Source organism: Rhizobium sp. NXC24, assembly GCF_002944315.1.
In the GTDB taxonomy this organism is placed as follows: domain Bacteria; phylum Pseudomonadota; class Alphaproteobacteria; order Rhizobiales; family Rhizobiaceae; genus Rhizobium.
The window spans coordinates 251,709-264,520 of sequence record NZ_CP024314.1; the positions used below are offsets into that span (position 1 = coordinate 251,709).

A 12,812-nucleotide genomic window follows, 5' to 3' on the forward strand; every position below is an offset into this window, starting at 1 on the left:
CCTTTTCAAACAATGGATCAGCGCACCATGGCGACCACGTCCCTTTGTCGTTCTTGATCTTGTGAACTGACCATTGCACAAGCGAGCTGGCGCAGTGTCACCACGCCGACAGGCTCGGAAGAGGCGCCTAGCACCGTCACGTCCCCATCCGGCACAGATGCAAGCAAGCGCACGGCTTCTTCCACCGTCGTCCCCGCGTGCACGGTAAGGCCGCTGGATGCTGTCGCGCCACGGAGAGGCGACATGATCGCCTCCACCTGGACGACGCGCCCGCGGTTTACTTCCTTGACGAAGTTGGCGACATAGTCGTCGGCCGGACGCAGGACGATGTCCTGGCTGGTTCCTTGCTGAATGATCTCGCCGTCGCGCAGAATTGCGATTTGATCACCGAGACGAAGAGCCTCGTCGAGGTCGTGGGTGATGAAGACGATCGTTTTTTTGATCTCCTTCTGGATGTCGAGAAGGACAGTCTGCATGTCCGTTCGGATCAATGGATCAAGAGCCGAATAAGCCTCGTCCATGAGCAGCACCGGCGCATCGTTCGAAAGAGCGCGTGCGAGCCCGACGCGTTGCTGCATCCCGCCCGAGAGCTGATTGGGATACTTGTCTTCAAATCCCTTCAGTCCCACTCGCTCCAGCCATCGCATGGCGACATCGACGGCTTTCGCACGAGCAATTCCTTGGACTTCCAACCCGAAAACGGTGTTGTCGAGGACGCTACGGTGCGGCAGAAGTGCAAACTTCTGAAACACCATTGCCGTCTGGTGCCGGCGGAACTCGCGAAGCTGGGTTTCGTCCATTTTGACAACGTCGACACCATCGACCAGCACTTCGCCCGCTGTCGGATCGATCAGACGGTTTATGTGGCGAATGAGCGTTGACTTGCCTGAGCCGGAGAGGCCCATGATGACCTGGATACAGCCCGATGGGATCTCGATATTGATGTCTTTCAGACCCAATATATGCCCGTGCGTTCGGTTGAGCTCGGCCTTGGTCATGCCCTTCTGAGCAGCCTCGATATGGGCTGCCGCATTGGGACCGAAGATCTTGTAAAGGTGTCGGATCCTGATACCGCCGAAATGATGATCAGCCATGAACGGTCTCCCGGTGCTTCTGGAGTCTTTTGCCGTATGCCTGGCTGACCCGGTCAAAGATGATGGCGATGCCAACGATGGCAAGTCCGTTAAAGATACCCAAGGTGAAGTATTGATTTGCGATTGCCTTGAGCACGGGTTGGCCGAGGCCTTGCACGCCGATCATCGAGGCGATGACGACCATTGCCAGTGCCATCATGATGGTCTGGTTGATCCCGGCCATGATTGTCGGCAAGGCAAGCGGCAACTGCACCTTGAAGAGCTTCTGTGATCGGTTGGTTCCGAATGCGTCGGCAGCTTCCAGGACATCCTTATCGACAAGCCGGATACCAAGGTCGGTGAGCCTGATCATCGGCGGAATAGCGTAGATGACGACTGCGATGAGGCCGGGTACGCGTCCGATGCCAAGAAGCATCACCACGGGGATGAGATACACGAAACTCGGCATGGTCTGCATGATATCGAGGATCGGGCTGACCAGCTTCTGAATGCGGTCGGAGCGCGACATCAGAATGCCGATAGGCAGACCTATGGCGATCGAGAGTACGGTGCAGACGAAAATCATCGAGATCGTGCGCATCGTGTCCTGCCACATGTCGAAATAACCGATCAGCAACAGCGTCACGAGACAGCCCAGGACGATCTTGAAATTGCGGCTCGCAAGCCACGCGACCGCCAGGATCAAGAGCGTGATGATCGGCCACGGGGTTTGGGTCATGAATTTCTCGGCCGCCATCAAGAAATGCTGCAGCGGCGTGAAAAAGCCCTCGATCGTGTCTCCGTAGGCTCTTGTGAATGCGCGAAAATTGTCGTCGATGAGCTTCTTGAGATCACGAAGCGCATCGTCGTTCATGTGAGGGAAGGTGTAAAACCAGTCCATGCGGTTCCCCTTTTCTTAAAGAAGCCGTGCCAGTCTTTTTATGTTGTGCGGCGGTGAGGAGCGGCGCGCCCTGCGCGCCGCTTGTTTAGGGGCGGCTAGAGAGCGGCCTCGATCTTCTTGGCGGCATCCGGAGTGACCCACTTCGTCCAGACGTCTTTGTTTTCCTTCAGGAAGTGCTTGGCGCCATCTTCGCCGCTTGCCTGGTTGTCCGTCATCCAGGCCATCAGACCGTTGACGGTCTGGTTGCTCCAGGAGCGCTTCTTGAGATAGTCCATGACTTCGGGGCTGACCTTCTCGGAAAAGGTCTTGGCAACCAGCGTGACGACATGGTCGGTCGGCCAGGCATTCGGCTTGGGATCGGCGCAGTCAGCCACTGTATTGCAGCGCTTCCATTCCGCAGGATCGTTCGGCACGCCTGCATCGAGCTTCACCATCGCGTATTTGCCGAGCAATGCCGTTGGCGCCCAGTAATAACCTACCCAGCCTTCTTTGCGCTCATAGGCTTTTGCAATCGAACCATCGAGGCCTGCCGCAGAGCCGGTATCGACCAGAGTGAAGCCTGCCTTGTCCGCATTGAAGGCCTTGTAATATTGCGATGTGACGATCGTGCCGCCCCAACCCTGGGGGCCATTGAAGATAGCGCCCTTCTTGGCGTCTTCAGGATCTGGGAACAATTCGGGGTGCTTCAGCATATCAGGAATGGTCTTGATGTCCGGATGTGCGTCGGCAACATACTTCGGGATCCACCATCCCTGCACGCCGCCATCGGGAAGCGGGGATCCGACCTGAACGATCCTCCCTTCGTCGGTACCCTTCTTGACGACGTCTGGCAGCAGGTCGATCCAGGCTTCCGGCGCAATATCGGGTTCACCCTTCTCCGCCATGGAGGTGATCGTCGGAACGGTGTCACCAACGGTGATATCCGCTTCGCATCCATAGCCTTCATTCAGGATGATCTTATCGAGATTGGAGAGGACTTCCGCGCTTTGCCAGTTCATGCTGGCGATCGTGATGTTGCCACATTCGGCGGCACTCGCAATGGAAGCTCCGCCTACCAGTCCAAACAACATGCAGGTCGATGCCAATAGCTTTTTCATTATCGTTCCCTCAGTTTAGCGGCTTGTCTTAGGGGCGGGGCGCCGCAAACCCGCATTCAGGCTATCAGGAAATCTGTCCCATTTTTATTGATTTTGCGAATGCTGCGGACAAACCATTTTGTACCGCGGTATCGAAGCCGGAAGCGCGCATTTCCTCGATCGCTGCTGCAGTTGTGCCGCGATAATCGAGAAAGGTGCGAACGATGTCGTCGGGATTTTCATCCCGCTTTTGCAGCAAGCCACCCGTGCCGACCAGAACAGCGTTAACGGCGCGGTGCGCGACTTTTGGTTCCAGCCCGCGCGCGATCGCATCCTTCAGCATGGCAGCGGCGAGCAGGGCGGGGAATGCCGGCCCCGCGCCCGAAAGACCGGTCAGATAGTCGATGTCGCCTTCGCTTGCGACCTCGTCCTGCATTCCGCAGGCGTCGAATATGGCTCGAACAGCGGCCTTGTCTTCACCTGTCGCATGCTGCGTGGCGATCCATGGTGTATAGGAAAGCGCCACTTCCGCGGCTGCGTTGGGAAGTGCACGGACAACGCGCGGAGTATTGTGGTGATGGCAAAGCGCGGCGAGGGAGACACCGGCCATAACAGAGATCACCAACTTGCCTTTGGCATCGATACGCAATTGCCTCCAGTCGGCAGGTCGCACGGAAAGAAAAATGATATCGGAACGGTCTGCCAACTCTTGATTGTCGACGGTCCAGAAAGCTTGCGAAAACCTGTCCGGCCGCGTGCTTCGATAGGAGAGGGCAAGATCTTCGTCGCCGACGACGCCAGCGCTTACCAAAGACTCTGCAATCGCCCCGCCAAGCCAGCCTGCACCTCCAACGATACCGATCTTTCCTAAACCGCTCATTCTTGCCCGCCGTTAGTCTGGCTTGTAACCGTGCCGCGCAAAGAAGCGGTCCAGCTCTCTCTGCTGCGGCACCTGGCCAGTATAGATTGCGATATATTCAGGTATGCGCTTCATACGCAGACCGATTTCCTCGTTGGACTGCATCGAGATGTAGCCGATCTGCACCAGATAGGTTGTTCTCGCGCGCACGTCTGCGGCGGCGGCTTCATAGCCGAACCGCATGAACATCCGCGTAAGCGCCTCTACTCTTGCCTGGTCCGCGCGCTGAACCTCTTCGAGAATTTCCGACGATTGCAGTGCCCAACTGCGCACTGCGAACTCGAACTGCGAGTCGAAAAGGTCCTTATTCAGCCAGCAATCGAAAACATTGAGCATGGCTTCCGCCAAGGATTCTGCATATGCCTCCGACTGCTTGATAATGTTGCCGGTGTTCTTGTCTCTCCATCTTGCAAGCAAAGCGCCCAGCAGCTCCTCCCGATCCTTGAAGAACCAGTAGAAGCTGGTGCGGGAAAGCTTGAGCTTCTTTGCCAGCGGCAGGATTTTGACCGCATCAACTCCGGCGTCGATCAGCGAGCTGTATGCCGCCTCCAGCCAGCCTTCCTGCGATCCGCGCCAACCACTGTCGTTCAAACTCTGGTCCATGACCTATCTCCTATCAAATTGCGAAGGCCGACACAAGGAAAATGTACATCAGTGTCGAAATTAGAGACTAAAATGTTTTCTGCATTGACACGTATGTACATTTGCGCATAGCGTCATTGTGATGTTTCTAATCCGGAGCCCGACATATGTCGAACGATCCTCTTCTTCAGCCCTATAAATTAAAGCATCTGACGCTGCGAAACCGCATCATCGTGACATCCCACGAGCCGGCATATCCCGAGGACGGAATGCCGAAGGAACGGTATCGGGCTTACACGGTGGAGCGGGCGAAGGGCGGAGTGGCCTTGACGATGACGGCGGGATCTGCGGCCGTTTCGCGCGACAGTCCGCCGGTCTTCAACAACCTGCTCGCCTATAAGGACGAGATCGTTCCCTGGATCCGCGAAATGACCGATGCCGTTCACGAAGAGGGCGCGGCGATCATGATTCAGCTCACCCATCTCGGGCGCCGCACCCGTTGGGACAAGGGCGATTGGCTGCCGGTCGTGGCTCCATCGCATCACCGCGAGGCGTCCCACCGCGCCTTTCCCAAGAAGATGGAAGACTGGGACATCGAGCGCATCATCAAGGACTTTGCGGATGCCGCCGAACGCATGAAAGCGGGCGGCATGGACGGGGTGGAGCTGGAGGCCTATGGCCATCTGATCGATCAGTTCGCGTCTCCGCTCACCAACGAACTCGACGCTCCCTATGGCGGCCCGCTGGAAAATCGGATGCGCTTCTGTTTCGATGTCTTCAAGGCGATGCGTGAACGCGTTGGTGACGACTTCATTCTCGGCATTCGCTACACCGCCGACGAATGTCTTCCCGGCGGGACCGGTAAGGCAGAGGGTATCGAAATTTCCAAGCGGCTGCGCGATAGCGGTCTGGTCGACTACCTGAACGTCATCCGTGGTCACATCGACACCGATCCGGGCCTGACCGATGTCATTCCAATTCAGGGCATGGCCAATTCGCCGCATCTCGATTTTGCCGGTGAGATACGCGCCGCGACGAACTTCCCGACATTCCACGCCGCAAAAATTCCGGACGTTGCCACCGCCCGCCATGCCATCGCGGCCGGAAAAGTGGACATGGTCGGAATGACCCGCGCTCATATGACCGATCCGCATATCGTGCGGAAGATCATCGAAAAGCGCGAGGAAGACATTCGGCCGTGCGTCGGCGCAAACTACTGTCTCGACCGCATCTACCAGGGCGGCATGGCATTCTGTATCCACAACGCCGCGACCGGCCGCGAGCAGACAATGCCTCATATCGCGTCGAAGGCTGACACCCGGAAGAAGGTTGTCATCGTCGGTGCCGGTCCTGCCGGTCTCGAGGCCGCCCGCGTCGCCGGGGAACGCGGCCATGACGTCGTCGTTTTCGAGGCGGCGAACAATCCGGGCGGCCAGATCCGGCTTACCGCGCAGAGCGAACGCCGGCGAGAGATGATCAGCATCATCGACTGGCGCATGAGCCAGTGCGAGAAGTATGACGTCAAGTTCCACTTCAACACCTGGGCGGAAGCGGAAACGGTTGCTGCGGAGAATCCGGACGTCGTCATCATCGCGACGGGCGGCTTGCCGCATACGGAGGTATTGTCGAAGGGCAACGAACTCGTCGTGTCCTCGTGGGACATCATCTCCGGCGACGTGAAACCCGGCACGAACGTTTTGATCTTCGATGACGCCGGCGATCATGCGGGATTGCAGGCAGCCGAATTCCTGGCAAAGGCTGGCGCGAAGGTCGAGATCATGACGCCCGACCGCTCCTTCGCGCCGGAAGTCATGGCGATGAACCTCGTTCCTTACATGCGCTCGCTGCAGAAGCTCGATGTCACCTTTACCGTGACGTTCCGATTGGAGTCGGCTGAGAAGAATGGCAACCAGATCGTCGCCCATGTCGGAAGCGACTATGGTGGTGTCTCCAAGCAGCGTGTCGTCGACCAGATCGTCGTCAATCACGGCACCATTCCACTGGACGAACTGTATTTCGAGCTGAAGCCGCTCTCCAGTAACTTCGGCGAAATATCGCACGATGAGCTTCTCGCAGGAAAACCCCAGTCCGTCGTTCGCAATCCGGAAGGAAAGTTCCAGTTGTTCCGGATCGGTGACGCCGTCGCGGCTCGCAACACGCATGCAGCGATCTACGATGGCCTTCGGATCGCGAAGGACATCTAGCGCGGGAGGACGGTTGGTCGATCCGGCGGGAGGGGATGGAATGAGCCAAAGAAATGAGGACCTGCAGCACTTCATCGACGCTGCTTTCGTAGCCTTCGACAAATGTGTGAAAGATCCGCAGGGTCGCCGCTCGATCGCGGAAATCTTTTCGGCGCTGGAACGTCCAGGCATGCAAAGGGAAGGGAATGGCAGCCGTCTTCCGGTCTGCGCGTTCCTTGCCGACGCCTTGTCCGTCCACACGTCCGATCCTGCTCTTCGGCGCATAATGGAGCTTTTTCGGCGAGTTGAACCTCTGCTCGAGTGGAGACAGCGAACCAAGTATGATGCCGCCACGGCCAGCGAGAATTTCCTTGATGGCCACGCCAATGCGATGATCATTGGCCCGGGCGGTTTGGAAATTCGCAACGACCTCTGGTTCGGAGTAACCCTCTTGGCGCCCAGAGTTCGCTATCCGGATCACAATCACCCTCCTGAAGAAACCTATCTCGTGCTGTCTGATGGCGAGTTCCGGCAAGAGGACGGGGATTGGTTTTCGCCCGGTATCGGCGGGTCGTTCTATAATATCCCCGGTATCAAACATGCCATGAGATCGGTCGACACGCCTCTCTTCGCCTTCTGGGTGTTGCTTGCCGAACGACCGCACACGGAACAATGAAAGGGGTCCGCCATGAAGATTCTCGTCCCGGTGAAGCGGGTGGTTGATTACAACGTGAAGATCCGTGTGAAGGCGGATGGCACGGGTGTCGAGCTTGCGAATGTGAAGATGTCGATGAACCCGTTCGACGAGATCTCGGTCGAGGAAGCGCTGCGGCTGAAGGAGGCCGGCAAGGCCGAAGAGGTGGTGGTGGTGTCGATCGGCCCGGCCAAGGCCGAGGAGACGCTGAGGACGGCGCTGGCCATGGGGGCGGATCGTGCGGTGCTGGTCGAGACCGACGATCAAGTCGAGCCGCTGGCGGTGGCGAAGATCCTGAAAGGCGTGGCCGAGGCCGAACAGCCCGGCCTGATCATCGTCGGCAAGCAGGCGATCGATGATGATAGCAACCAGACCGGCCAGATGCTGGCGGCGCTGCTCGGTTCGGCGCAGGCAACCTTTGCCTCGAAGATCGAGATCGGCGATGGCAAGGCGACTGTCACCCGCGAGGTCGATGGTGGCCTGCAGACGATCGAGGTCAAGCTGCCGGCGGTGGTCACGACGGACCTGCGCCTCAACGAGCCGCGTTATGCCTCGCTGCCGAACATCATGAAGGCGAAGAAGAAGCCGCTCGACAAGAAGGCACCTGCCGATTTCGGCGTCTCCACCGAGCCGCGCCTGAAGGTGCTGAAGACCGAGGAGCCGTCGGGCCGCAAGGCGGGCGTCAAGGTCAAGTCGGTGGCCGAGCTGGTCGAAAAACTCAAGACCGAAGCCGGCGTGCTGTAATCCAGTCCGAACGAGGAGTTAGACACCATGGCCATTCTTCTTCTGGCTGATCATGACAGCAACCATCTATCCGACCAGACCGCTAAGGCGCTGACGGCGGCGACCCAGATCGCCCAGGGAACGGGAAGCGACGTGCACATCCTCGTCGCCGGCGCTGGCGCCAACACTGCGGCCGAGCAGGCAGCGAAACTCTCCGGCGTCTCCAAGGTGCTGGTTGCCGACGATGCGAGCCTTGCCAACAATCTCGCCGAGCCGCTTGCCGATCTCATCGTGTCGCTCGCCGCTTCCTATGACACCATCCTGACGGCGGCCACCTCGGTCGGCAAAAACGTCATGCCGCGGGTTGCCGCTTTGCTCGATGTCGCCCAGGTCTCGGAAATCATCGAGGTCGTCTCCGCCGATACCTTCAAGCGGCCGATCTATGCCGGCAATGCCATTCAGACGGTGCAGTCGACCGATGCCAAGAAGGTCATCACCGTGCGCACCGCTTCCTTCGCCTCTGCCGCAGACGGTGGTTCGGCCAGCATCGAGGCGATCCCGGCGGTCGCCAATCCCGGCCTGTCCAGCTTCGTCGCCGATGCGCTGTCGGCGTCCGACCGTCCGGAACTCACCTCCGCGAAGATCATCATCTCCGGCGGCCGCGCGCTCGGTTCGGCGGAAAAGTTCAAGGAAGTCATTCTTCCCGTCGCCGACAAGCTTGGGGCTGCCGTCGGCGCCAGCCGCGCTGCCGTCGATGCCGGCTATGCCCCGAACGACTGGCAGGTCGGGCAGACCGGCAAGGTGGTGGCACCGCAACTCTACATCGCCTGCGGCATATCCGGTGCCATCCAGCATCTCGCCGGCATGAAGGATAGCAAGGTCATCGTCGCCATCAACAAGGACGAAGAGGCACCGATCTTCCAGATCGCCGACTACGGCCTCGTCGCCGATCTCTTCGAGGCCCTGCCGGAACTCGAAAAGGCACTGTGATATCGCAATGACCGACGCTAGCGAGCTGCCAGAACGCGAAAGCATGGAATTCGACGTGGTGATCGTCGGAGCGGGGCCGGCTGGCCTGTCTGCGGCGATCCGTCTGAAGCAGGTCAATCCCGATTTGACCGTCGTCGTGCTGGAGAAGGGTGCCGAGGTCGGCGCCCATATCCTGTCGGGCGCCGTCGTCGATCCCATCGGCATCGACCGCCTGCTCCCCGGCTGGCGGGAAGAAGACGGCCATCCCTTCAAGACGAAGGTGACGGACGATCACTTCCTGGTGCTCGGACCGGCCGGCTCCGTCCGCCTGCCGAATGCGCTGATGCCGCCGCTGATGAACAATCACGGCAATTATATCGTCTCGCTCGGCAACGTCTGTCGCTGGCTCGCCGAAAAGGCGGAGGCCCTCGGCGTCGAGATCTATCCCGGCTTTGCCGCCACCGAAGTGCTTTACAATGACGAAGGTGCCGTCATCGGTGTTGCCACCGGCGACATGGGTATCGAAAAGAATGGCGAGCCCGGCCCGAACTATACCCGCGGCATGGCGCTGCTCGGCAAATACGTGCTGATTGGCGAAGGCGTGCGCGGTTCGCTTGCCAAGCAGCTGATTGCCAGGTTCAAGCTCGATGAGGGACGTGACGTGCCGAAGTTCGGCATCGGCCTCAAGGAACTCTGGCAGGTCAAGCCCGAGCACCACAAACAGGGCCTGGTGCAGCACTCCTTCGGCTGGCCTTTGGGCATGAAGACCGGCGGCGGTTCGTTCCTCTATCACCTCGAAGACAATCTCGTCGCCGTCGGCTTCGTTGTGCACCTCAATTACAAGAACCCCTATCTCTATCCCTTCGAGGAATTCCAGCGCTTCAAGACGCACCCGGCGATCCGCTCCACCTTCGAGGGCGGCAAGCGCCTCTCCTATGGGGCACGCGCCATCACCGAAGGCGGCTGGCAATCGGTGCCGAAGCTTTCCTTCCCCGGCGGGGCGCTGATCGGCTGTTCGGCCGGTTTCGTCAACGTGCCGCGCATCAAGGGCAGCCACAATGCGGTGCTGTCGGGCATGCTGGCGGCCGACAAGATCGCCGCGGCGATCGCCGCTGGCCGCGCCAATGACGAGGTGATCGAGATCGAAAACGAGTGGCGCCAGACGGACATCGGCAAGGACCTGAAGAAGGTCCGCAACGTCAAGCCGCTGTGGTCGAAGTTCGGCACGGCGATAGGCGTGGCGCTCGGCGGTCTCGACATGTGGACGAACACGCTATTCGGCTTCTCCTTCTTCGGCACGCTGAAACACGGCAAGACCGATGCGCAGTCACTGGAGCCGGCGGCCCAGCACAAGCCGATTTCCTATCCGAAGCCGGACGGCGTTCTGACCTTCGACCGTCTGTCGTCGGTGTTCCTGTCGAACACCAATCATGAAGAAGACCAGCCGGTGCATCTCAAGGTCAAGGATATGGACCTGCAGAAGCGCTCCGAGCACGACATCTATGCCGGCCCGTCGACGCGCTACTGTCCGGCCGGCGTCTATGAATGGGTGGAAAAGGACGGCAAGGATACCTTCGTCATCAACGCCCAGAACTGCGTGCACTGCAAGACCTGCGACATCAAGGACCCCAACCAGAACATCAACTGGGTGCCGCCGCAGGGCGGCGAGGGGCCAGTCTATCCAAATATGTAAAACCGCGAACGAAACGAGAAGGGAACCACATCCATGGACGTACGCGCCGCCGTAGCCGTTGCCGCCGGTAAACCGCTGGAAGTCATGACCGTTCAGCTCGATGGCCCGAAGGCCGGCGAGGTGCTGATCGAGGTCAAGGCGACCGGCATCTGCCACACCGACGATTTCACCCTGTCGGGCGCCGATCCGGAGGGCCTGTTTCCGGCGATCCTCGGCCATGAGGGCGCCGGCATCGTCGTCGATGTCGGCCCGGGGGTGACCTCGGTCAGGAAGGGCGATCACGTCATTCCGCTTTATACGCCCGAATGCCGCGAATGTTATTCCTGCCTCAGCCGCAAGACCAATCTCTGCACCGCGATCCGTTCGACCCAGGGTCAGGGCCTGATGCCGGACGGCACCTCGCGCTTTTCGATCGGCAAGGACAAGATCCATCACTATATGGGCTGCTCGACCTTCGCCAATTTCACCGTGCTGCCCGAGATTGCCGTTGCCAAGGTCAATCCCGACGCTCCCTTCGACAAGATCTGCTATATCGGCTGCGGCGTCACCACCGGCATCGGTGCGGTCATCAACACCGCCAAGGTGGAGATCGGTTCGACGGCGATCGTCTTCGGTCTTGGCGGCATCGGCCTCAACGTCCTGCAGGGCCTGAAGCTTGCCGGCGCCGACATGATCATCGGTGTCGACATCAACAACGACCGCAAGGCCTGGGGCGAGAAATTCGGCATGACGCATTTCGTCAATCCGAAGGAGGTCGGTGACGACATCGTGCCCCATCTCGTCAATCTGACGAAGCGCAATGGCGACCTCATCGGCGGGGCCGACTATACGTTCGACTGCACCGGCAACACCAAGGTGATGCGCCAGGCGCTGGAATCGTCGCACCGCGGCTGGGGCAAGTCGGTCATCATCGGCGTTGCCGGCGCCGGCCAGGAAATCTCGACCCGTCCCTTCCAGCTCGTCACCGGCCGCAACTGGATGGGCACGGCCTTCGGCGGCGCCCGTGGCCGCACCGATGTGCCGAAGATCGTCGACTGGTACATGCAGGGCAAGATCCAGATCGACCCGATGATCACCCACACCATGCCGCTCGAGGACATCAACAAGGGCTTCGACATGATGCACAAGGGCGAAAGCATCCGCGGCGTCGTGGTCTATTAAGGCGATGAAGACCATATCGAAAGAGAGATCGTTCGGCGGAACGCAGGGCGTCTACTCGCATGCGTCACAGGCGTGCGGGTGCGAGATGACGTTCGCCGTCTACGTCCCACCGCAGGCCGCCGAACGCCAATGTCCAGTCCTCTGGTATCTCTCCGGCCTCACCTGCACGCATGCAAACGTCATGGACAAGGGGGAGTACAGGCGGCTTGCCGCACATCTCGGCATCATCATCGTCTGCCCGGACACAAGTCCCAGAGGGGATGGAATTCCGGACGAGCCGGAAAACTGGCAGATGGGCAAGGGCGCCGGCTTCTATCTCGACGCCACGCAGGAGCCATGGGCCGAGAACTATCAGATGTACACCCACATCACCCAGGAGCTGCCCGCCTTGGTCGCTGAGGAGTTCAACGCCGACATGGAGCGGCAAGGGATTTTCGGCCATTCGATGGGCGGGCACGGGGCGATAACCATCGCTCTCAAGAATCCGGATCGCTACCGAAGCTGCTCGGCCTTCGCACCGATCAGCCGCCCGAGTGTCTCCGGATGGTCGAAGCCGGCATTGGAGAAATATCTCGGACCCGACCAGCAAAGCTGGCGCGAGTACGACGCCTGCGCGCTGATAGAGGACGGACGCAGATTTCCGGAAATGCTTGTCGATCAGGGAACGGCTGACAGCTTCCTCGAAGACGGGCTCCGCCCGAACGAGCTGAAGGCGGCGTGCGACGCCGCCGGCATCTCGCTTCGCCTCAGGATGCAGGAAGGCTACGGCCACTCCTACAGCTTCATCTCGACTTTCATGGACGATCACCTGCGCTGGCACGCCGAGAGGCTAGCGTAG

At 59.6% G+C, this 12,812-nt stretch carries 12 protein-coding genes; 7 read left to right on the plus strand and 5 right to left on the minus strand.

The window, feature by feature from the left end; translation table 11 throughout:
• Nucleotides 1–17: 17 nt before the first annotated feature.
• The 5 genes from NXC24_RS25150 to NXC24_RS25170 all read right to left on the minus strand — a co-directional run bounded on the left by NXC24_RS25150 (nucleotide 18) and on the right by NXC24_RS25170 (nucleotide 4,572).
• Entirely contained in the window at nucleotides 18–1,094 is a 1,077-nt protein-coding gene (locus NXC24_RS25150; protein ID WP_104826145.1) for a glycine betaine/L-proline ABC transporter ATP-binding protein, read from the minus strand.
• Nucleotides 1,087–1,974: a proline/glycine betaine ABC transporter permease gene (locus NXC24_RS25155; RefSeq protein WP_104826146.1), complete on the minus strand. Its 888-nt coding sequence runs from the start codon at nucleotides 1,972–1,974 to the stop codon at nucleotides 1,087–1,089. Before NXC24_RS25155 ends, NXC24_RS25150 begins: the two co-directional genes overlap by 8 nt.
• A gap of 95 nt (nucleotides 1,975–2,069) precedes the next feature.
• A complete protein-coding gene (locus tag NXC24_RS25160) occupies nucleotides 2,070–3,071 on the minus strand; it encodes an ABC transporter substrate-binding protein (protein WP_104826147.1) in 1,002 nt (333 codons plus the stop codon).
• A 64-nt stretch (nucleotides 3,072–3,135) separates the two neighbouring features.
• Nucleotides 3,136–3,930 carry a pyrroline-5-carboxylate reductase dimerization domain-containing protein gene (locus NXC24_RS25165; protein ID WP_104826148.1) on the minus strand — a complete coding sequence of 265 codons (795 nt, stop codon included), beginning with the start codon at nucleotides 3,928–3,930 and terminating at the stop codon, nucleotides 3,136–3,138.
• A 12-nt stretch (nucleotides 3,931–3,942) separates the two neighbouring features.
• Nucleotides 3,943–4,572, minus strand: a complete 630-nt coding sequence (locus tag NXC24_RS25170; protein WP_104826149.1) for a TetR/AcrR family transcriptional regulator — start codon at nucleotides 4,570–4,572, stop codon at nucleotides 3,943–3,945.
• Between the two features lie 146 nt (nucleotides 4,573–4,718).
• On the opposite strand from NXC24_RS25170, the gene NXC24_RS25175 reads away from it, so the two are divergent.
• Genes NXC24_RS25175 through fghA form a run of 7 tightly spaced genes read left to right on the plus strand, consistent with a single transcriptional unit; the run spans nucleotide 4,719 to nucleotide 12,812 of the window.
• Nucleotides 4,719–6,755, plus strand: coding sequence for an NADH:flavin oxidoreductase (locus tag NXC24_RS25175; RefSeq protein ID WP_104826150.1), 2,037 nt, complete (start codon nucleotides 4,719–4,721; stop codon nucleotides 6,753–6,755).
• Nucleotides 6,756–6,795: 40 nt separating this feature from the next.
• A complete protein-coding gene (locus NXC24_RS25180; RefSeq protein WP_104826151.1) occupies nucleotides 6,796–7,410 on the plus strand; it encodes a dimethylsulfoniopropionate lyase in 615 nt (204 codons plus the stop codon).
• Nucleotides 7,411–7,422: 12 nt separating this feature from the next.
• Nucleotides 7,423–8,172, plus strand: a complete 750-nt coding sequence (locus NXC24_RS25185; protein WP_104826152.1) for an electron transfer flavoprotein subunit beta/FixA family protein — start codon at nucleotides 7,423–7,425, stop codon at nucleotides 8,170–8,172.
• A 27-nt stretch (nucleotides 8,173–8,199) separates the two neighbouring features.
• A complete protein-coding gene (locus NXC24_RS25190; protein ID WP_104826153.1) occupies nucleotides 8,200–9,141 on the plus strand; it encodes an electron transfer flavoprotein subunit alpha/FixB family protein in 942 nt (313 codons plus the stop codon).
• A gap of 7 nt (nucleotides 9,142–9,148) precedes the next feature.
• Nucleotides 9,149–10,813: an electron transfer flavoprotein-ubiquinone oxidoreductase gene (locus NXC24_RS25195; RefSeq protein WP_104826154.1), complete on the plus strand. Its 1,665-nt coding sequence runs from the start codon at nucleotides 9,149–9,151 to the stop codon at nucleotides 10,811–10,813.
• A 33-nt stretch (nucleotides 10,814–10,846) separates the two neighbouring features.
• A complete protein-coding gene (locus NXC24_RS25200; protein WP_104826155.1) occupies nucleotides 10,847–11,974 on the plus strand; it encodes an S-(hydroxymethyl)glutathione dehydrogenase/class III alcohol dehydrogenase in 1,128 nt (375 codons plus the stop codon).
• 4 nt (nucleotides 11,975–11,978) lie between these two features.
• Nucleotides 11,979–12,812, plus strand: coding sequence for an S-formylglutathione hydrolase (gene fghA / locus NXC24_RS25205; protein WP_104826156.1), 834 nt, complete (start codon nucleotides 11,979–11,981; stop codon nucleotides 12,810–12,812).